At 71.9% G+C, this 19326-nt stretch carries 14 protein-coding genes, 2 tRNA genes, 1 pseudogene and 1 riboswitch; of the genes and pseudogenes, 3 read left to right on the forward strand and 14 right to left on the reverse strand.

Translation table 11 applies throughout. The features are described from left to right. Window positions 1-32: 32 nt before the first annotated feature. From ACRAKJ_RS35820 to leuC, 3 genes are all read right to left on the reverse strand, one after another. The gene (locus ACRAKJ_RS35820) at window positions 33-845 is read right to left on the reverse strand and encodes an HU family DNA-binding protein (protein WP_438921852.1); all 813 of its coding nucleotides are present in this window, start codon (window positions 843-845) and stop codon (window positions 33-35) included. A 210-nt stretch (window positions 846-1055) separates the two neighbouring features. Beyond that, the gene (gene leuD / locus ACRAKJ_RS35825) at window positions 1056-1658 is read right to left on the reverse strand and encodes a 3-isopropylmalate dehydratase small subunit (protein ID WP_438921851.1); all 603 of its coding nucleotides are present in this window, start codon (window positions 1656-1658) and stop codon (window positions 1056-1058) included. Between the two features lie 15 nt (window positions 1659-1673). Then, a complete protein-coding gene (gene leuC / locus ACRAKJ_RS35830; protein WP_438921850.1) occupies window positions 1674-3077 on the reverse strand; it encodes a 3-isopropylmalate dehydratase large subunit in 1404 nt (467 codons plus the stop codon). A gap of 71 nt (window positions 3078-3148) precedes the next feature. Between leuC and ACRAKJ_RS35835 the strand changes: the two genes are divergently transcribed. Further along, the gene (locus tag ACRAKJ_RS35835; RefSeq protein ID WP_438921849.1) at window positions 3149-3850 is read left to right on the forward strand and encodes an IclR family transcriptional regulator domain-containing protein; all 702 of its coding nucleotides are present in this window, start codon (window positions 3149-3151) and stop codon (window positions 3848-3850) included. A gap of 196 nt (window positions 3851-4046) precedes the next feature. Here the strand turns inward: ACRAKJ_RS35835 and ACRAKJ_RS35840 are convergent. The 4 genes from ACRAKJ_RS35840 to gltX form a co-directional block, all read right to left on the reverse strand. After that, window positions 4047-4119, reverse strand: a tRNA-Glu gene (locus ACRAKJ_RS35840). Between the two features lie 109 nt (window positions 4120-4228). Next, window positions 4229-4300 (reverse strand) — tRNA-Gln (locus tag ACRAKJ_RS35845). Between the two features lie 117 nt (window positions 4301-4417). After that, the gene (locus tag ACRAKJ_RS35850; RefSeq protein ID WP_438921848.1) at window positions 4418-5155 is read right to left on the reverse strand and encodes an HAD-IA family hydrolase; all 738 of its coding nucleotides are present in this window, start codon (window positions 5153-5155) and stop codon (window positions 4418-4420) included. Between the two features lie 104 nt (window positions 5156-5259). Continuing rightward, a complete protein-coding gene (gene gltX, locus ACRAKJ_RS35855) occupies window positions 5260-6750 on the reverse strand; it encodes a glutamate--tRNA ligase (protein WP_438921847.1) in 1491 nt (496 codons plus the stop codon). 73 nt (window positions 6751-6823) lie between these two features. On the opposite strand from gltX, the pseudogene ACRAKJ_RS35860 reads away from it, so the two are divergent. After that, window positions 6824-8089, forward strand: a pseudogene (locus ACRAKJ_RS35860) (FAD-dependent oxidoreductase); the annotation flags it as partial. Window positions 8090-8093: 4 nt separating this feature from the next. Here ACRAKJ_RS35860 and ACRAKJ_RS35865 read toward each other — a convergent pair. Continuing rightward, window positions 8094-8864 carry a fumarylacetoacetate hydrolase family protein gene (locus ACRAKJ_RS35865; RefSeq protein ID WP_438921846.1) on the reverse strand — a complete coding sequence of 257 codons (771 nt, stop codon included), beginning with the start codon at window positions 8862-8864 and terminating at the stop codon, window positions 8094-8096. A 57-nt stretch (window positions 8865-8921) separates the two neighbouring features. Here ACRAKJ_RS35865 and ACRAKJ_RS35870 point away from each other — a divergent pair, with 57 nt between their 5' ends. Then, complete coding sequence (locus ACRAKJ_RS35870) at window positions 8922-9584, forward strand: S1 family peptidase (RefSeq protein ID WP_438921845.1); 663 nt, start codon at window positions 8922-8924, stop codon at window positions 9582-9584. Here the strand turns inward: ACRAKJ_RS35870 and cimA are convergent. The 6 genes from cimA to ACRAKJ_RS35900 all read right to left on the reverse strand — a co-directional run bounded on the left by cimA (window position 9565) and on the right by ACRAKJ_RS35900 (window position 19235). Beyond that, entirely contained in the window at window positions 9565-11160 is a 1596-nt protein-coding gene (cimA, locus tag ACRAKJ_RS35875; RefSeq protein ID WP_438921844.1) for a citramalate synthase, read from the reverse strand. The two genes, ACRAKJ_RS35870 and cimA, sit on opposite strands and share 20 nt — an antisense overlap. Window positions 11161-11369: 209 nt before the next feature. Then, window positions 11370-12344 carry an ABC transporter substrate-binding protein gene (locus ACRAKJ_RS35880; protein ID WP_438921843.1) on the reverse strand — a complete coding sequence of 325 codons (975 nt, stop codon included), beginning with the start codon at window positions 12342-12344 and terminating at the stop codon, window positions 11370-11372. Beyond that, a complete protein-coding gene (locus ACRAKJ_RS35885; protein WP_438921842.1) occupies window positions 12344-13093 on the reverse strand; it encodes an ATP-binding cassette domain-containing protein in 750 nt (249 codons plus the stop codon). Before ACRAKJ_RS35885 ends, ACRAKJ_RS35880 begins: the two co-directional genes overlap by 1 nt. Continuing rightward, window positions 13093-14151, reverse strand: a complete 1059-nt coding sequence (locus ACRAKJ_RS35890) for an iron chelate uptake ABC transporter family permease subunit (protein ID WP_438921841.1) — start codon at window positions 14149-14151, stop codon at window positions 13093-13095. The genes ACRAKJ_RS35885 and ACRAKJ_RS35890 overlap by 1 nt, the downstream gene beginning before the upstream one ends. Before the next feature lie 110 nt (window positions 14152-14261). Continuing rightward, window positions 14262-14331, reverse strand: a riboswitch (cobalamin riboswitch). 303 nt (window positions 14332-14634) lie between these two features. Continuing rightward, the gene (locus ACRAKJ_RS35895; RefSeq protein ID WP_438921840.1) at window positions 14635-15675 is read right to left on the reverse strand and encodes a 3-isopropylmalate dehydrogenase; all 1041 of its coding nucleotides are present in this window, start codon (window positions 15673-15675) and stop codon (window positions 14635-14637) included. Between the two features lie 227 nt (window positions 15676-15902). Beyond that, the gene (locus ACRAKJ_RS35900; RefSeq protein ID WP_438921839.1) at window positions 15903-19235 is read right to left on the reverse strand and encodes a S8 family serine peptidase; all 3333 of its coding nucleotides are present in this window, start codon (window positions 19233-19235) and stop codon (window positions 15903-15905) included. Between the last annotated feature and the right edge of the window lie 91 nt (window positions 19236-19326).

Genomic DNA, 19326 nt, shown 5'->3' on the forward strand with positions numbered 1-19326 from the left:
CTGTACCTGGCCGGTGATCACCCGGCTCAGGGTCACTTCTTCTTGGCCGGGGCCTTCTTGGCCGCGGGCTTCGCCGCGGCCGAGGTGGTGGCCTTCGCCGCCGGGGTGGCGGTCTTGGCCGCCGCCGGGGTGGCCGCCTTGGCCGCCGCCGGGGCGGTGGCGGTCTTGGCCGCCGCCGCCGTCGTCGTGGCCTTGGCCGTGCTCGCCTTGGCCGTGGTCGCCTTCTTGGCGGCCGGGGCCTTGGCCGTGGTGGCCTTGGCCGCGGGCGCCTTCGTGGCGGTGGCCTTGGCCGGTGCGGCCGCCTTGGTCGCGGTGCTCTTCGCAGGCGCGGCCTTGGTGGCGGTGGCGGCGGGCTTCGCAGCCGCGGCGGTCCGGCGGGTTGCCGGGGCCTTCGTCGCGGCGGCGGCGGCGCGAGCGGTGGTGGTTGCGGTGGTGGAGCTGCTGCGCGTCGAGCGCGACGAGGTGCTGCGGGTGGCCGGGGCCTTCGTGGCCGGGGCCTTCGTCGCCGCGGTGGCGGCCGCCGCGGGCTTGGCGGCAGCGGGCTTCGCGGCCGTCACGCGGGGCAGCTTCTTCGTGCCGCTGATGACGTCCTTGAACGTCGAACCCGCGCGGAACGCGGGAACGTTGGTCTTCTTGACCTTCACGGTCTCACCGGTGCGCGGGTTGCGAGCGGTGCGGGCCGCGCGGGCACGCTTCTCGAAGACACCGAAGCCGGTGATGTTGACCTTCTCGCCCTTGTGGACGCTGCGGACGATCACGTCGACGATGCCGTCAACGGCAGCAGCGGCGTTCTTCTTGTCGCCAAGGCGCTCGGCGAGCGCCTCGATGAGCTGGGCCTTGTTCACCTTCAGTCCCTCCCAGGACGCTCACGGCCCTTAGCTCGGGCCGACTGATTGCCCACGGTAAGCCCATATGCAAGGAAATACCAATCGCCACGCCAGATTTTCCGTTGTGGCGTGGGCGATTACGACCCTTCGAGGGACACCCCGGGAGGCCCCGGAGGAAACGAAGGGGCCGGATTTCCGCTGCTAGAGGCTGAAATCCGGCCCTTCGCACTACCTGGAGGGCAGCGGATCGGTGGTGGGCAGCCACGCCGCCCTTCGCTGCTCGAACTCCGTCACCTCATCGGCGTGGCGCAGGGTCAGGGCGATGTCGTCCAATCCCTCCAGCAGCCGCCAGCGGGTGTACTCGTCGATGCCGAAGGGGGCGGTGAAGTCCTTCGCAGCAACCGTGTTCTTCGTCAGGTCGACCGTCACCGGGGTGCCGGGATCGTTCTCGAGCACCTTCCAGAGCAATTCGACATCGGACTGCTCCAGCTGCGCCGCCACGAGGCCCTGCTTGCCCGCGTTCCCCCGGAAGATGTCGGCGAACCGGGAGGAGATGACCACCCGGAAGCCGTAGTCCATGAGCGCCCAGACGGCGTGCTCGCGGGACGAGCCGGTGCCGAAGTCGGGCCCGGCGACGAGCACGCTGCCCGCCTTGAAGGGCTCCTGGTTGAGCACGAAGTGCTCGTCGGCGCGCCAGGCGGCGAACAGGCCGTCCTCGAAGCCGGAGCGGGTGACCCGCTTGAGGTAGACGGCCGGGATGATCTGGTCGGTGTCCACGTTGGACCTGCGCAGCGGAACGCCGACCCCGGTGTGCGTGGTGAACGCTTCCATGGTTGTAGAACTCCCTCAGACCAGGTCGGCGGGCGACGACAGGGTGCCCCGCACGGCGGTGGCGGCGGCCACGAGCGGCGAGACGAGGTGGGTGCGACCGCCCTTGCCCTGCCTGCCCTCGAAGTTGCGGTTGGAGGTGGACGCGCTGCGCTCACCCGGCTTGAGCTGGTCCGGGTTCATGCCCAGGCACATCGAGCAGCCGGCCTGGCGCCACTCGGCGCCCGCCGCCAGGAAGACCTCGTGCAGCCCCTCGGACTCCGCCTGCGCGCGCACGCGCATGGAGCCGGGCACGACGAGCATCCGGACGCCGTCGGCGACCTTGTGGCCCTTGAGCACGTCCGCGGCGGCCCTCAGGTCCTCGATGCGGCCGTTCGTGCAGGAGCCGAGGAACACGGTGTCGACGTGGATGTCGCGCAGCGGGGTACCCGCCTCCAGCCCCATGTAGGCCAGCGCCTTCTCGGCGGCGACCCGCTCGTGCTCGTCGGTGATCGCTTCGGGGTCCGGCACGCGGTCGGACAGCGGCAGACCCTGGCCGGGGTTGGTGCCCCAGGTGACGAACGGCGTCAGCTCGGCGGCGTCGAGGCGCACCTCGGCGTCGAACTCGGCGTCGTCCTCGCTGCGCAGCGTCTTCCAGTACGCCACGGCCTCGTCCCAGCGCTCGCCGGTCGGCGCGTGCGGGCGGCCCCGCAGGTAGTCGAACGTGGTCTGGTCCGGCGCGATCATGCCCGCGCGGGCGCCGGCCTCGATCGACATGTTGCAGACGGTCATGCGGGCTTCCATCGACAGCGCCTCGATCGCGCTGCCCCGGTACTCCACGACGTAGCCCTGGCCGCCGCCGGTGCCGATCCTCGCGATCACCGCGAGGATGACGTCCTTGGCCGTGACACCGGGCTTGAGCTGCCCGTCGATGGTGATGGCCATGGTCTTGAACGGTTTCAGCGGCAGCGTCTGGGTGGCCATCACGTGCTCGACCTCGGACGTGCCGATGCCGAACGCCAGCGCGCCGAACGCGCCGTGCGTGGAGGTGTGGCTGTCACCGCACACGACGGTCATCCCGGGCTGCGTGAGGCCGAGCTGCGGGCCCACGACGTGCACGATGCCCTGTTCGTAGTCGCCCATCGGGTGCAGGCGGACGCCGAACTCCGCGCAGTTCTTGCGCATCGTCTCGACCTGCGTGCGCGACACCGGGTCCGCGATCGGGAGGTCGATGTCCACGGTGGGGACGTTGTGGTCCTCGGTGCCGATCGTGAGGTCGGGCCGGCGCAGCCTGCGCCCCGCGAGGCGCAGGCCGTCGAACGCCTGCGGGCTGGTCACTTCGTGCAGCAGGTGGAGGTCGATGTAGAGCAGGTCCGGCTCGGCGCCACTCCCGTGGCGCACGACGTGTGCTTCCCACACCTTCTCCGCGAGCGTGCGGCTCATCGCAACTCTCCCAAGATCTGGACAGTCGATAGATCTGGACTTCCCAGACAGTGGGAAGTTAGTATCGGCTTGTGGGACAGCATAGCGGGATCGGCGTGTTGGACAAGGCAGTGGCTGTCTTGAACGCAGTCGCGAAGGATCCGTGTGGGCTCGCCGAGTTGTGCAACCGGACGGGCCTGCCGAGGGCGACCGCGCACCGGTTGGCGGTCGGCCTGGAGGTGCACCGGTTGCTGCGGCGGGGTTCCGACGGCCGCTGGCGGCCCGGCGCGGCGCTGGCGGAGCTGGCGGGCGGCGCGACCGACCCGTTGCTCGACGCGGCGTCGTCGGTGCTGCCGCGACTGCGTGACATCACGGGTGAAAGCGTCCAGTTGTACCGGCGGGACGGGATGCAGCGGATCTGCGTCTCCTCCGCGGAACCGCAGAGCGGTTTGCGCGACACCGTTCCGGTCGGCGCGCGTTTGCCGATGACCGCCGGATCGGGCGCGAAGGTATTGGCCGCGTGGTCCGACCCGGGCACCCAGCGGGCCGTTCTCGCGGACGCCGTATACGGCGAACGCACTTTGTTGGAAGTGCGCCGGCGCGGCTGGGCACAAAGCGTGGCGGAACGGGAACCGGGCGTCGCGAGCGTTTCCGCGCCGGTGCGCGACAGTTCCGGCGCGGTGGTCGCCGCGGTATCCGTTTCGGGCCCCATCGACCGCATGGGCCGCCGTCCGGGTGCCCGCTGGGCCGCGGACCTCCTGGCCGCCGCGGAAGCCCTCCAGTCACGCCTCTAGAGCCCTGGAACGCCCTCCAGTGCCCTGAAACGCGAGGCCCCCGCCCTGGGCGACCACGGCGGGGGTGCGGAGGACGGTCAACCCGCAGGGGGTGCGGGGGGCGAAGCCCGCCTGCACGGGGTCCGGGGGTCGCACCCCCGGTGTAAATGCGAAATGTCCCTGTTCTGCAGTGCAGAACAGGGACATCCCGGATATGTAGCCCCGAAGGGATTCGAACCCTCGCTACCGCCTTGAGAGGGCGGCGTCCTAGGCCGCTAGACGACGGGGCCCTGGGAACTTCCGTTGTATTCAGTTTAGCAGATCCGGTGTTTCCCACCAAATCGGGGGTCTCGCTCTGTTGCTCCGGTAGTCTAGCAGGTCTTTCTTCTACCGTTGCAGCTGGGGTACCAGGACTCGAACCTAGACTAACTGAACCAGAATCAGTCGTGCTGCCAATTACACCATACCCCATTGGTTTCCCGGCCAGCTTACCCGTCCTCCCGGGATCTTGTCCTCGGGGTTTCGGGGGCTCTCCGTTCCGCCGGGAGGAATACTAGACCACGAGCCCGGCGGAACGGAAATCGGGGGTCACGCCGAGGCGGCCGACAGCTCGCAGACGAGGAGTTCGGGCAGCTCAGCGAGGCTGGAGATGGCCGAGATGCCGGCCGGCAGCCCGCCCTCGCGGGGGCCCTGCCGGTTGAGCCAGACGCCCCGCATCCCGGCGTCGCGCGCACCGATGGCGTCGGCGTGCAGCCGGTCGCCGACGTGCACGGTGTCGTGCAGCTCGACGCCGAGGTCGGCGCACGCGGTGTCGAAGATCACCCGGTCGGGTTTGGCCGCGCCGACCTCGCCCGCGATGAGGACGGTGTCGAAGTACTGGGTCAACCCGAGGGTGGCGATCTTCACCCGTTGGTGGCGACCCGAGGCGTTGCTCACGGCGGCGACGGGCAGACCGGTGGCCCGCAGCCACTCCAGGCACGGCACGACGTCGGGGAACAGCCGCCAGCCCGCCGCGAGGACCTCCTGGCGGCGCAGCTCCCGCCGCGTCGCCTCCTCCTGGTCCAGCTCCTCGCCGAGGGCCGCGAAGAAGGCGCGCGTGCGGATGTTGCGCATGCTCTCGTACTGCAGCTCGCCGGCGAGGAGGCGGGCGCAGTGCTCGTCGGTGATGCGCTGCCACAGCGGCCAGGCGTCGGCGTTGCCGACCATCGCGGCCAGGGCGGCCCGGGACGAGGTGCTGTAGTCGACGAGGGTGTCGTCGACGTCGAGGCACACTGCCCGGATCTCGCCGGTTCTCCGAGGGGTGAAGGTCGGGGCTGCGGTTGTCACCCCGTGAGGCTAGGTGCGGTCACCCCTCGTCCGACTCGACCAGAGAGGTGATATCTGGCGATGCTTGCACGATCAAGCACCGCGCAACCGCCCGATGGCACCAGTCAGATTGCCCCGAGCGCGCGCCGCAATCGCCCGATCGAGCGACTTTGGCCCAGCAGTTCCATGCTTTCGTAGAGCGGAGGCGAGACGGTACGGCCCGTCACGGCGACCCGCACCGGTGCATATGCCTTGCGCGGCTTGAGACCCAGGGAGTCCACAAGGGACACCTTCAGCGCCTCCTCGATCGCGGCGGTCGTCCACTCCGGCAGCGGCTCCAGGGCCGCGATCGCCGCCTCCAGCACGGGGCGCGCGTCCTGGCCGAGCGCCTTCGCGGCGGAGTCCTCCTCGGGCGTGAAGTCCTCCTCCGCCACGAACAGGAACCTGACCATTCCGGACGCTTCGGACAGCACGACCAGGCGCTCCTGCACGAGCGGCGCGACGCCGGCGAGCACGGCGAGCTGCTCCGGCGTCGGCTCGGCCGGCAGCACGCCGTCCTTGACGAGGTACGGCAGGGCCCGGTCGACGAACTCGCCGACGGGCAGCGCGCGCAGGTGCGTGGCGTTGATCGCCTCGGCCTTCTTCAGGTCGAAGCGGGCCGGGTTGGCGCTGACCTTGGCCAGCTCGAACGCCGCGACCATCTCGTCCATGGAGAAGATGTCGCGGTCGTCGGCGATGGACCAGCCGAGCAGCGCGAGGTAGTTCAGCAGGCCCTCGGGCACGAAGCCGCGGTCGCGGTAGAGGAACAGGTTCGACTGCGGGTCGCGCTTGGACAGCTTCTTGTTGCCCTCGCCCGTGACGTAGGGCAGGTGGCCGAAGAGCGGGGTGAACGTGGTCACGCCGATCCGGGTCAGCGCCTCGTACAGGGCGATCTGGCGCGGGGTGGACGGCAGCAGGTCCTCGCCGCGCAGCACGTGGGTGATGCCCATGACCGCGTCGTCGACGGGGTTCACGAACGGGTACAGCGGGTCGCCGTTGGCGCGCACCATGACCGGGTCGGGCGTGCTGCCCGCCTTGAACGTGACCTCGCCGCGGATCAGGTCGTCGAACGTGATGTCGCGGTCGGGCATCCGCAGGCGCAGCACCGGGGTGCGCCCCTCGGCGCGGTACGCGGCCTTCTGCTCGTCGGTCAGGTCGCGGTCGTAGCCGTCGTAGCCGAGCTTGGGGTCCTGGCCGGCGGCCCGGCGGCGGGCCTCGACCTCCTCGGGCGTGGAGAACGACTCGTACAGCTCGCCCGCGTCGAACAGGCGCTTGGCCACGTCGTCGTACAGGTCGCGCCGCTGGGACTGCCGGTACGGCGCGTGCGGGCCGCCGACCTCGGGACCCTCGTCCCAGTCGATGCCCAGCCAGCGCATGGCCTCCAGCAGGGAGAGGTACGACTCCTCGGAGTCGCGGGCCGCGTCGGTGTCCTCGATCCGGAACACCACGGTGCCGCCCACGTGGCGGGCGTACGCCCAGTTGAACAGGGCGGTGCGGATGAGCCCCACGTGGGGCGTGCCGGTCGGCGACGGGCAGAAGCGGACGCGGACCTCTGGGGATGCTGCTGATGCGCTCATGACCCGATCAGCCTATCCGGCTTGACCACGGCGTTTCACGGGAGCATGCTCAAGTTATTCAACTGGTGTTGAAAACTGGACGGAGCAGGTCATGGAGAGGACAGGCGTCGTGGTCGTCGGCGGCGGACCGGCGGGCGTGGTGTGCGCGCTGCTGCTGGCCCGGGCGGGCGTGGAGGTGACCGTGCTGGAGAAGCACGACGACTTCCTGCGCGACTTCCGCGGCGACACGGTGCACCCGTCGACGCTGGCGCTGCTGGACGAGCTGGGGCTCGGGCCGTCGTTCGCCGAGGTGCCGCACCGGCTGGTGCGGCAGGTGCGGGTGCTGCTCGACAGCGGCCCGGTGACGATGGGCGACATGTCGCGGCTCCCCGGGCCGCACAAGCACATCGCGATGGTCCCGCAGTGGGACCTCCTCGACCTGCTGGCGGACGCGGGCCGGCGCGAGAGGACCTTCTCGCTGCGGATGGGCACGGAGGCGGTCGGCCTCCTCCGGGAGGGCGGCCGGTTCACCGGCGTCCGCTACCGCACCGCGGCCGGCGCGACCGGCGAGCTGGCGGCCGACCTGGTGGTCGCCGCCGACGGCAGGCGCTCGCTGCTGCGCGACGAGGCGGGGCTGCCGGTGCGCGCGTTCGGCTCGCCGATGGACGTGTGGTGGTTCCGCCTGCCGCGCAGGCCCGACGACCCGGACGGCGCCACCGGCAGGTTCAGCGCGGGCAGCGGCCTGGTGCTGATCGACCGGGGCGACTACTTCCAGGCCGCCTTCCTGATCCGCAAGGGCACCGACCGGGCGCTGCGCGAGGAGGGCGTCGAGGCGTTCCGGGCGCGGGTGGCGGCCCTGGTGCCGTGGCTGGGCGACCGGGTCGACGAGGTCGCGTCGATGGACGACGTGAAGCTGCTCGACGTGCGGATCGACCGGTTGCGGCGCTGGCACGCCGACGGCCTGCTGTGCATCGGCGACGCGGCGCACGCCATGTCGCCGATCGGCGGGGTCGGCATCAACCTGGCCGTGCAGGACGCGGTGGCCGCCGCGCGGATCGTGGCCGCGCCGCTGCGGCGGGGCGAGCTGACGCCGAAGGTGCTGGCGGGGGTGCGCCGCCGCCGGTGGCTGCCGACCGCGGCGGTCCAGGCGGCCCAGCGGCGCGTGCAGGACTCGTTCCTCGCGCCGACGCTGGCGGGCACCTCCGGCGCGGCCGGGGGCCGGGTGCCCCTGCCCGTGCGGCTGGTGCGGCGGTTCCCCGCCCTCCAGGTGGTGCCCGCCTACCTCATCGGGATCGGGCTGCTGCCCGAGCACGCGCCGGTCTTCGCCCGCCGCGCGCCGGAGCGGGTCGAGCGGACCTGACCGGTCAGCGCTCGGAGACGGTGTTGGTCAGCGTGCCCAGGCCCTCGACGGTCACCGAGACGCTCTGCCCGGCGGTCAGCGGGCCGACGCCGGCGGGGGTGCCGGTGAGGATCACGTCGAGCGGGCGCAGCGTCATCACCGACGAGATGTACTCGATCAGCTCGGGGATGCCGTGGAGCAGCAGCGAGGTCCGCGAGTCCTGCTTCACCACGCCGTCCACCTCGGTGCGGATCGCGACGTCGGACGGGTCGAACTCGGTCTCCACCCACGGGCCGAGCGGGCAGAACGTGTCGAAGCCCTTGGCGCGCGTCCACTGCCCGTCGATCTTCTGCAGGTCCCGCGCGGTGACGTCGTTGGCGATCGTGTAGCCGAGGACGGACTGCGCCGCGCGGGACGCGGGGATGTCCCGGCCGCCGACGCCGACCACCACGGCCAGCTCGCCCTCGAAGTCGACCCGCTCGGACACGGCGGGCAGCTTGATCTCGGCGTTCGGGCCGACGACCGCGGTGTTCGGCTTGAGGAACATGAGCGGTTCGGCGGGCACCTCGTTGCCCAGCTCGACCGCGTGCTCGGCGTAGTTGCGGCCGATGGCGACGATCTTGGGCGGCAGGAACGGCGCCAGCAGGCGGACGTCGGCCAGCGGCCACGAGCGGCCGGTGAACGTCGGGTTCGCGAAGGGGTCGTCGGCGATCTCGACCGCGGTCAGGTCGTCGCCCTCGCCGCGGATCTCGGCGAAGGCCAGGCCGTCGGGCTGGGCGATACGGGCAATGCGCACGCTGTTCACCCTAACCGGCGGCTGAACAGCGCACCGTGCGTGCCTAACGTCGGGGGGATGCGAACCCTGCTGATCGCCCTCGTCCTGTTGCTGGGGACGGCCGCCCCCGCCGCCGCCGTCCCCGTCCTCGCCGCCCCGGTGCCCGCCGCCCCGGTCTCCGCCGCCCCGGTGCCCCTCGAAGCGGGCACCCCGCTCACCACCGCCGCCGGCGCGCGGTGCACCAACGGCTTCAACGTCCGCGGCCACCTGCTCGTCCAGCCCTCCTGCGGGCCGGTCGGCACGGTGGTCCGCGGCCCCGGCGGCGGCGTCGTCGGGTCGATCACCGCCGTCCGGCCGACGTACGCGGTGGTCACGATCACCGACGCCGCCGCCTGGGTGCAGCGGCCCACCGTCGCCGGGCGGCCCGGCGTCGTCACCGGCTCGGTCGAGACCCCCGTGGGCGGGTCGGTGTGCCGGGTCGGCGGCGCCACCGGGCTGCGCTGCGGCACCGTGCAGGCCAGGAACGTCACCGTCTTCCTGCCCGCGGGCACCATCACCGGCGTGACGCGGACGAACCTCTGCCCGGAGCCCGGCGACCACTGGGCCCCGGTGATCAGCGGCTCGAACGCGCAGGGCCACGTGATCGGCGGCTCCGGCGGCTGCTCCTCCGGCGGCACGACCTTCTTCTACCCGGTCAACCGCGTCCTGGCGGCCGAGGGCTTCACGCTGGTGACGGGCTGACCCGCATGGCCTTGTGCGCCAGCGCGTCGCACAGGGCCAGCCAGCTCGCCTCGACGATGTTGCCGTGCACGCCCACGGTGGTCCACTCGCGCTCGCCGTCGGTGGACTCCACCAGCACGCGGGTGACGGCGTCGGTGCCGTGCTGGTCGGTGAGGATGCGGACCTTGTAGTCGTTCAGCTCCACGGCGTCCAACCAGGACAGGTGGGGCAGCAGCGCCTTCCGCAGCGCCGCGTCGAGCGCGTGCACCGGCCCGTTGCCCTCGGCGGTGGCGATGACCCTCTCCCCCGCCACGTGCACCTTGACGGTCGCCTCCGACACGATCTCGCCGCCCTGGTGGTGGTCGAGCACCACCCGGTAGGACTCCAGCCGGAACGGCGGCGCGTCCAGTTCGGACAGCTCGTCGCGCATGAGCAGCTCCAGGGAGGCGTCGGCGGCCTCGAACGACCAGCCGCCCGCCTCCAGCTCCTTCACCCTGCGCACGGCGTTCGTCAGCGCCTCGGGGCGGCGGGCCAGGTCGATCCCGAACTCGCGTCCCTTGAGTTCGAGGCTCGCCCGGCCCGCCATCTCCGTGACCAGCACCCGCATGTCGTTGCCGACGGTCCCCGGCTCGATGTGGTTGTACAGCTCCGGGTCGACCTTGATCGCGCTCGCGTGCAGCCCCGCCTTGTGGGCGAAGGCCGACGACCCGACGTAGGCCTGGTGGGAGTCGGGTGCGATGTTCGCGATCTCGGCGAGGGCGTGCGAGACGCGGGTCAGCTCGGCCAGCGACTCGTGCGGCAGCACCTGGAGGCCGAGCTTGGTCACGAGGTTCCCCACCACGGCGAACAGGTCGGCGTTGCCCGCCCGCTCGCCGTAGCCGTTCGCGGTGCACTGGACGTGGGTCGCCCCCGCCTGCACCGCCGCCAGGGTGTTCGCCACCGCGCACGACGTGTCGTCCTGGCAGTGGATGCCGACCCGGAAGCCCGTGCGGGCGACCACGTCGGCGACGGTCTCGGCCAGCCCGAGGGGGAGCTGCCCGCCGTTGGTGTCGCACAGCACGACGACGTCCGCGCCGCCCTCCACCGCGGACTCCAGCACGCGCAGCGAGGTGTCCGGGTCGAACGCGAAGCCGTCGAAGAAGTGCTCGGCGTCGAGGAACACGCGGCGGCCCTCGCCGACGAGGAAGCGCACGGTGTCGCGCACCATCGCGCAGTTCTCCGCGACGTCGGTGCGCAGGGCCTTCTCGATGTGCCTGCGGTCGGACTTGGCGACCAGCGTCACGACCGGCGCGTGGCTGTCCAGCAGCGCCTTGACCTGCGCGTCCTCCTCGACCCGCACGCCCGCCTTGCGGGTGGAGCCGAACGCGACGAGCTGCGCGTGCTTGAGCGTCAGGTCCCCCGCCGCGGCGCGGGCGAAGAACTCGGTGTCCTTCGGCAGCGCCCCCGGCCAGCCGCCCTCGATGAACCCAACGCCCAGCGAGTCGAGCAGCCGCGCCACGGCCAGCTTGTCGGTGACCGAGTACGTGATGCCCTCGCGCTGGGCACCGTCGCGCAGGGTCGTGTCGTAGACGTGGAACGAGTCGCCGAGGGGGGCCACGGGAGGTCTCCTAGAGATCTGGGAAACGAGATCCGGAAAACAAAAAGACCCCCCGCGGGATGCGAGAGGTCTGCGCGTCGGGTGCTCGGTGGGAGCACTACCCGACGCGCTGGGCGATAATGATCACGGCGTGGAGAGCCACGTCGGGAATGGTGCCACACCCCGTCCGCGCTGACCAAGCCACGGACGGGTTGTCCCACATGGTGGGGCTAGTGACCGGCGAGGAACTCGGCGAACGCCTCGATGGCGGCGGGGTTGCGGGGCGATTCCACGAGAGCGGCGTAGGGCAGCACGAAGAACTTCCCGTTCCGGACCGCCGAGACGTCCTTCAGCGGCGCGTAGGACTCCAGGAACGCCCGCTTCTCCTCCGGGGTGTTCGCGTCGCCGTCGGCGTAGTCGTTGATCAGGATGACGTCGGGGTCGCGCGCCACGACGGCCTCCCAGCCGACCGTCGTCCAGCTGTCGTCGAGGTCGCCGAAGACGTTGTCGCCGCCGGCCTTGCCGATGACGTCCTGCGGCGCGGCGTTGCGGCCGGCGGTGAACGGCTGGTCGAGGCCGCTGTCGTAGAGGAACACCTTCGGGCGGTCGCCGGTGACGAGCCCCTCGGCGGCGGCCACCTGCTCCCGGTACCCCTCGACCAGCTCTCGCGCCCGGTCCTCCACGCCGAAGATGCGGCCCAGGTTCTCCAGGTCGGTGTAGAGGGCTTCGAGCGGCGGCATGATGCCGCGCTGCTTGCCCGTGCCGTTCCGGCACGCCTCGGTGAGCTGGTAGGTGGCGATGCCGAGGTCCGCCAGGGCGTCGGGGGTGAAGCCGGTGCTCTCGGAGAACCCGTAGTTCCAGCCCGCGAACACCAGGTCGGCGCCCGCGCCCTGGACGACCTCCTTGTTCACCTCGTCACCCAGGTGCGGCACGCGCTCGAAGTCGGCCTTCCACGGCGAGGACGCGACGTCGCCCGCCTTCGCGGCGGTGGGGATCGTGTAGCCGGCCATGCGGTCGGCCAGGCCCAGGGCGAACATCAGCTCGGTGATGCCGGTGTCGTTGGTGACGACCCGGGTCGGGGAGCCGTAGGAGACCTGCCGCCCGCAGTTCACCACGGTGGTGGTGGCCTGCGCGGCGGGTTCCACGACCTGTGCGCCGCACGCCGTCGTGAGCAGGGCGGTGGCGAGCGCGAGGACTCGTCGCATCACGGGGTGACCTCCCGGTCGAACAGCAGTTGGGGCACCCCGCTGGTGGGGTGCGGGACGACGTGGGCGCGGACGCGGAAGACCTCCGCGAGCAGGTCCGGGGTGAGCACCTCGGCGGGCGTGCCGCTGCGCACCACCCGGCCTTCGGCGAGCACGTGCAGGCGGTCGCAGTGCGCGGCGGCCAGGTTCAGGTCGTGCAGCACCGCGAGGACCGTGACGCCGAGGCCGCGGACCAGGCCGAGCACGGCGAGCTGGTGGCTGATGTCGAGGTGGTTGGTGGGCTCGTCGAGGACGAGCACCTCGGGCCGCTGGGCGAGGGCGCGGGCGATGAGGACGCGTTGCCGCTCGCCGCCGGAGAGGGTGAGGAAGCTGCGGTGCGCGAGGTGCGCGGCGTCCACCCGGGACAGCGCGTCGGCGGCGACCCGCGCGTCCTCCTCCCGGCCGGTGCGGTGCGGGAGGCGGCCCATCGCGACCACCTCGGCGGCGGTGAAGTCGAACTCGACGTGGCTGTCCTGGGTGAGCGCGGCCAGCCGGCGCGCCGTGTCGGCGACCCGCTGCCCGGCGATGTCGCGGCCGTCGAGGAGCACCGCGCCGCCGGACGGCGCCAGCGCCCGGTAGACGCACCGCAGGGCGGTGGACTTGCCGCTGCCGTTGGGGCCGACGATCCCGTGCACCTCGCCCCCGCCGACGCGCACGTCGACGCCGCGCAGGATGCCGTCGATGACGAGGGAGTCCAGTTCGAGGTCCATCAGCGGCCCCCGAACACGTAGCCGCGGCGGCGCATGAGGAACACGAAGCACGGCACGCCGAGCGCGGCCGTGATGACGCCCAGCGGCAGCTCCTCGGGCGCGGCGAGCAGGCGTGCGGCGACGTCCACCCAGATCAGGAACACCGCGCCCGCCAGGGGCGCGACGGCGAGCACGCGGCGGTGGTCCGCGCCCACGACCAGCCGCACCAGGTGCGGCAGCATCAGCCCGACGAACCCGACCGCGCCGCTGACCGCCACCAGCACGCCCGTCATGGCGGCGGTGACCACGAACAGGCCGCGGCGGGCCCTCGTCACGTCGACGCCGAGCGTCGTGGCCGTCTCGTCGCCCATCGACAGGGCGTTGAGGTGCTTCGCGCGGGCCGTGAGGTGGGCCGTGCCGGCCAGGACCACCGCGGCGGCGACCGGCAGGGACGCCCACGTGACGCCGCCCAGGCTGCCCAGCAGCCAGAACATCGCCGACCGGGCCGCCTCGCCGCGCGGGGCGCGGAACACCAGCAGCATGGCGAGGGCGCTGAACCCGTAGGCCATGGCCGTGCCGGTGAGGACCAGCCGCAGCGGGGTCAGGCCGCCTTGACGTGCGATCAGGTAGACCACGGCCATCGCGACCAGCGCGGCGAGGAACGCGGCGGTGGACAGGGCGTAGACGCCCAGGGACGCGAACAGGCCCGTGGTGGCGACCGCCGTGGCGCCGACGCTCGCGCCGGAGGAGATGCCCAGCACGTACGGGTCGGCGAGCGCGTTGCGGACCATCGCCTGGATCGCCACGCCGACCGCCGTCAGGCCCGCGCCGACGACCGCGGCGAGCAGGACGCGCGGCAGGCGGATGTCCCAGACGATGCGGTAGGCCCCGACGTCGGCGCCCTCGACGACCCCGCCGGTGAGCCCGGCGCGCAGCAGGCGGACGACGTCGCCGAACGGGACGCGCACCGGTCCCAGCGCGACGCCGGCCACCACCGACAGGACCAGCAGGAAGCCCAGGACCAGGCACAACGCGGTGGTGGAGCGCACGCGGCGCGGTACGGGGTCGATCGCGGTCACCGGGCGCCTTCCGGGCGGGTGGCCTCGACCCGGTTGAGCGCAGCCCGCGGTGGACCGGCGCACCCGTCCCGCAGACCACGGCAGGAGTGGAGCTTCTTCCCACCGCCCGCGGGTGATCGGGCTCGCCCCTCGCGGGGCTTACCGTTGCGGGTCAGCGCCGGACTCTCACCGGACTTCCCCCGAGGGCAGCGCCCCCGACCCTACGGCAGCCCCCACCCCCGCAGCGCCCCACCCGCAGTAACCCTGCTCACCACCCCCACCCGCGAGAGTCCAACCCCCAGGTCCCGAGAGTCCAACCTCCAGGACCCGTGAGTTCTTCGTTCGGGCCGACCGGTCGGTATGCGGAACGGAGAACTCACGGGTCCTGAGCGTTGGACTCTCGGGCCTTGAGCGTTGGACTCTCGAGGTCTGAGTGTTGGACTCTCGGGGACGGGAAGGGCCACCGCGCGCTGGTCGCGGTGGCCCTCGTCGCGTGCGGTCGTGCTAGGCGCCGGTCCTCACGTTCGAGGAGACCAGCGCGGCCAGGCGGTCGCCCACCGCGTAGGTGGCGCCCGGCGACGCGTGGTCGCGGGTGGCCAGGTCGAACGCCACCGACGCCTCGATCCGGCGCGCCGCCTCCGACTCGCCCAGGTGGTCGAGCATCAGGGCCACCGACAGGACCGCCGCCGTCGGGTCGGCGATGCCCTGGCCCGCGATGTCCGGCGCGCTGCCGTGCACCGGCTCGAACATGCTCGGGTTGCGCCGCGTCACGTCGAGGTTGCCGGACGCCGCCAGCCCGATGCCGCCGGTCACGGCCGCCGCCAGGTCCGTCAGGATGTCGCCGAACAGGTTGTCGGTGACGATCACGTCGTACCGGCCCGGGTCGGTGACCAGGTGGATCGTCGCGGCGTCCACGTGCTGGTACGCGACCGTCACGTCGGGGTGCTGCAGCGACACCTCCTCCACGACCCGCGACCACAGCGAACCCGCGTGCGTGAGCACGTTGGTCTTGTGCACCAGCGTGAGGTGCTTGCGCGGCCGGTTCGCGGCGCGGGCGAACGCGTCGCGCACCACCCGCTCCACGCCGAACGAGGTGTTGATCGACACCTCGGTGGCGATCTCGTGCGGCGTGTCCTTGCGCAACAGGCCGCCGTTGCCCGCGTACAGGCCCTCGGTGCCCTCCCGCACGACCACCATGTCGATCTCCGGCGGGTCGGCGATCGGGCTGCGCACACCGGGGTAGAGCCGCGCCGGGCGCAGGTTCACGTGGTGGTCGAGCTCGAACCGGAGCCGGAGCAGCAGGCCGCGTTCCAGGATCCCGCTGGGCACCGAGGGGTCGCCCACGGCTCCGAGCAGGATCGCGTCGTGCTGGCGGAGCTCGCCCAGCACGGACTCCGGCAGCAACTCACCTGTGGCGTGCCAGCGCGCCGCGCCGAGGTCGTAGCGGGTGATCTCAGCCGCTGGAACGACCTCACCGAGCACCTTCAGGGCCTCGGCGACGACCTCGGGCCCGATCCCGTCTCCTGGGATCACTGCGAGCCGCATCCACACACCTCCCAGGTATCAGTCCCATTTAGCGGGACTAGTTTCCTTTGCGAAAGGCTACCGGTCCCCAGGGGTGAAACCGCACTCGGAACACCCCTCCGTGGCCGAGTCTCCCGGACTGCGGGACACCCGAACGGTTCAGTGCGTCCGAATGGCGGTCACCCGATGCGCTTAAACGGCTCTGGCCGGCCGGGGCAACCCCGACCGGCCAGAGCGGCGTACGGCGATCAGTCCGCGGAGCGGTTGTTCGCCTTGCCCTTCACCTTCACCACGGACGCCCGGTCACCCGTGGCGTTGTGGTGGTGCAGGACCAGCAGGCTGTCCGCGGCGTCGGTCGCGAGCGACGCGGCGTCGCGGTTGACCACCAGCGCGGTGCCCGGGCGGGCGGAGTAGGACAGCGCGGCGTCGCCGCCGCCCTGCGCCCACAGGCCCGGCTTGAGCGGGTCGAACGACAGCTGGCCCGGGGTCGAGTCGATCAGGCCGTTCGTGCTGCCCGGCGCGAGGTAGAAGCCGGACGTGCCGGCCTGGTACCTGATCCGCGAGGTGTCCGCCGAGGCGTCGATGCCGATCGCCGACAGCAGCACCGGCAGGACCACGACGTTCGTGTCGAACACGTTCGTGTCCACGTCGCCGAACTGGCCGTTGACGCCCTGGATGTCGACCGCGACGCCGGTGGCGAGGTCCACCGTGGTCGCGACCAGCAGGTCGGTGTCGGTCAGCTTGGTCGCGTAGACCTCGTAGTCGAACACGCCGTCGCCGTTGGTGTCGATGTCGACGAACGGCACGGTGTTGCTGCCCAGGTTGTACCAGTTGCCCCAGGTCGCGATGCCGAACGCGAGCAGCGCCTCCTCCGGCGCGCCCTGCGCCTTGGCCAGCGGCGCGGTGGACGCGGCGCCGACGTAGCGCAGGTCACCGCCCTTGGCCGTGTCGTTCAGGGTGCAGTTGGTGGTGACGTTGCGGCGGCACTCCGGCAGCTTCGGCGAGGTGGCCTGGAGCTCCAGGACGCTCACCAGCGACTGGTAGGCGCCCTGGTTGAGGCCCTTGCCGGTCAGGTTGAGCACGGCCTGGCCGCTGTTGTTCGCCTTGACGCTGCCCGGCACGTCGATGTCCGCGACCGGCTTCGGGGCGGAGTACACCGGCACGCGCAGCGGCACGGTCGTGCCCGACTTCGGCGAGAACACGACCCGGCCCGACGCGTCGGCCAGGAACTGGCGCGGCACGTCCAGCTGGAGCGGCTCGACGGTCGGGTCGACCGTCTTGCGCAGCGCCTTCGGGTCGTCGATCCTCAGCGTGACCTTGACCCGGGCGACGCCGCGCGGCGACACCCGGACGGTGTTCGCCGACAGCTCGTAGCGCACGCCGGGGATCTGGGTCAGGGCCTCGTAGCCGACGGTGTAGTCGACCCACTTGGTGGACTTGTTGACCACCTTGATCGTCTTGGTCAGCGACACCGGCTTGGCGACCTCGACCACGCCGAACGACGCGGACACGGTGCCCGGGTCGTCCTGCACGTAGGCCAGCACCTGGTTCTCGACCGCGGCCTTGCCGTCGATGCGGCCGGAGCCGACGCGGTTCGGGGCGTAGGTCTTGCCGTCCTGCGACTTCACGTCGGCCGAGGCGCTGTTCATGACCGCGGCCTTGACCTCCTCGGGCGTCCAGTCCGGGTGGACCTGGCGCACCAGCGCGGCGATGCCGGTGGTGTGCGGGGCCGCCATCGAGGTGCCCGAGATGACGAGCGTCTTGTCGCCCGAGCCGACCAGCGCCGAGGCGATGGTGTCACCGGGGGCCGCCACGTCCGGCTTCACGGCCGGGCCGCGCACGCCGCGCGAGGTGAACGAGCTGGGGGTGTCGGTGATCGCCTGGTCGAACGTCGGCAGCACGGTGCGCAGGTCGCCCGCGAGGCGGACGGTCAGCGTGCCGGCGGCCAGGGCCGGGCGCAGCGCCGCGGTGGCGGAGCCGGTGAACTGGAGGACCGGGACGGCGGCGTTGCCCGCGATGCCCGCGTTGAAGTGCTCCAGCTGCGAGGTGAACACCGCGCCGATGGCGCCCGCGGCGGTCACGTTGTTCGTGCGGCCACCGGAGCCGCAACGGCGCGTCGCGTCGTTGTCGTCCCACTCCAGCCACGCGATCCTGCCCGCGACGGCGGCCTTGTCGGCGGCCGACAGCGGGAGGCAGCCGTCCTTGTTGGCCGGGTCGGACAGCGGCACCACGACACCCGTGACGCTCTTGCCCTCGTAGTTGTAGTTCTGGCTGTACTGGCCGGGCTTCCGCCCCGCCACCGCGGCCGGGGCGGTCACCTCGGCCGCGTCGCGCAGCACGTACGAGTCGCGCGTGCTGGCCACGGTCAGCGCCTCGGGGGTGCTGCCCGGCGAGCCGCCGATGTCGTACAGGTCGCCGCCGTTGCCCGCGGAGAACACGGTCAGCACGCCGGAGGCGTTGAGCTTGCGCACGAACAGGCTGTCGGGGTCGTCCGGGGCGCCGTAGTCGGAGCCCAGGGACAGGTTGACCACGTCGAGGTGGTCGGAGAAGTCGCCGTCGCCGTCGGGGTCGAGCGACCAGTCGAGCGCCTGCGCGGTGACGTTGGTCGAGCCCTCGCAGCCGAACACCTTCAGCGCGTACAGCAGGGCCTTCGGCGCGGTGCCGGGGCCGATGCGCATCGCGTCGAGCGCCTCGGGGGTGAGCTTGGTGTAGTCACCGGTGAAGGTGGAGCCGTCGGCGTTGACGCCGAAGCCCGCCGCGGTGCCCGCCACGTGCGAGCCGTGGCTGTTGCAGTCGATCGGGTTCGGGTCCGGCTTCGGGGTGTTGAGCGCCGGGTCGTCGCTGGCGCCGTCGTAGGCGTTGCCGACGAAGTCGTAGCCGCCGACGACCTTGGCGGTCGGGAAGTACGACGCGTCGACCTTCGTCTCGTCGATCGCCTGGAACGCCTCGATGGTGCCCGGGCCGCCGAAGTCGGCGTGGGTGTAGTCGATGCCCGTGTCGATGATGCCGACGCGGGTGTCGTCACCGAGCTTGCCGTACTGCTGCCACGCCTTGAGCGTGTTGGTCAGCTGCACGGCGGTGGAGTTCTGGCGGGACTTGGGCACCACGGTGCGCACGGACTTCACGTCCGCGCGCTGCGCCAGCTCGCGCACCTTGGCGGCGTCGGCGGTGACCACCACGCCCGGGACGCCGTTGGTGGTGCGGTACAGCTCCTTGGTGGCGGAGTCCTTGCCCCTCAGGTCGGTGACCACGCGGTCGACGACCTTGCCGGTGTCGTTCCTGGTCGCCTTGGCGGCGTCCTTGGCCTGCTGCTTGCTCGCGCCCTGGCTGGTCTTCTCCGCGTAGGTGTCGACGGCCGGCTTGGCCTCCAGCTCGACGAACGCGGTGACCTTGCCCTGGGCGGCGGTGAGCCGCTTCGAGACCTTCAACTGCAACTTGCCGGCGTCCAGCCCGCGCGCGGCGGCGACGGACGGTGCCGGCGGATCTTCGGCGGCCAGTGCCGTACCCGCCGTGGACGCCGCGAGGAGGATCGCGGCGAACACCGGTACGGCTGATCTGGCGACAACGCGAGATCGGCTCACAACGTGCCCCAACCGAGGTCGTGTTCGACCGGGCGGGCAGCGTCGCGACGACTGTGGGGGGACTGCGTGCCCGCGTGGTGCCGTGCCCTCT

The organism is Saccharothrix sp. DSM 118769 (assembly GCF_052936295.1).

What these genes read in the sequence shown, in the direction of transcription:
- leuC (WP_438921850.1), bottom strand. Translation starts at nt 3,077, where the DNA reads ATGAGCCGCACGCTCGCGGAGAAGGTGTGGGAAGCACACGTCGTGCGC.
- leuD (WP_438921851.1), bottom strand. Translation starts at nt 1,658, where the DNA reads ATGGAAGCGTTCACCACGCACACCGGGGTCGGCGTTCCGCTGCGCAGG.
- ACRAKJ_RS35885 (WP_438921842.1), bottom strand. Translation starts at nt 13,093, where the DNA reads ATGGACCTCGAACTGGACTCCCTCGTCATCGACGGCATCCTGCGCGGC.
- ACRAKJ_RS35880 (WP_438921843.1), bottom strand. Translation starts at nt 12,344, where the DNA reads ATGCGACGAGTCCTCGCGCTCGCCACCGCCCTGCTCACGACGGCGTGC.
- ACRAKJ_RS35895 (WP_438921840.1), bottom strand. Translation starts at nt 15,675, where the DNA reads ATGCGGCTCGCAGTGATCCCAGGAGACGGGATCGGGCCCGAGGTCGTC.
- gltX (WP_438921847.1), bottom strand. Translation starts at nt 6,750, where the DNA reads ATGAGCGCATCAGCAGCATCCCCAGAGGTCCGCGTCCGCTTCTGCCCG.
- ACRAKJ_RS35870 (WP_438921845.1), top strand. Translation starts at nt 8,922, where the DNA reads ATGCGAACCCTGCTGATCGCCCTCGTCCTGTTGCTGGGGACGGCCGCC.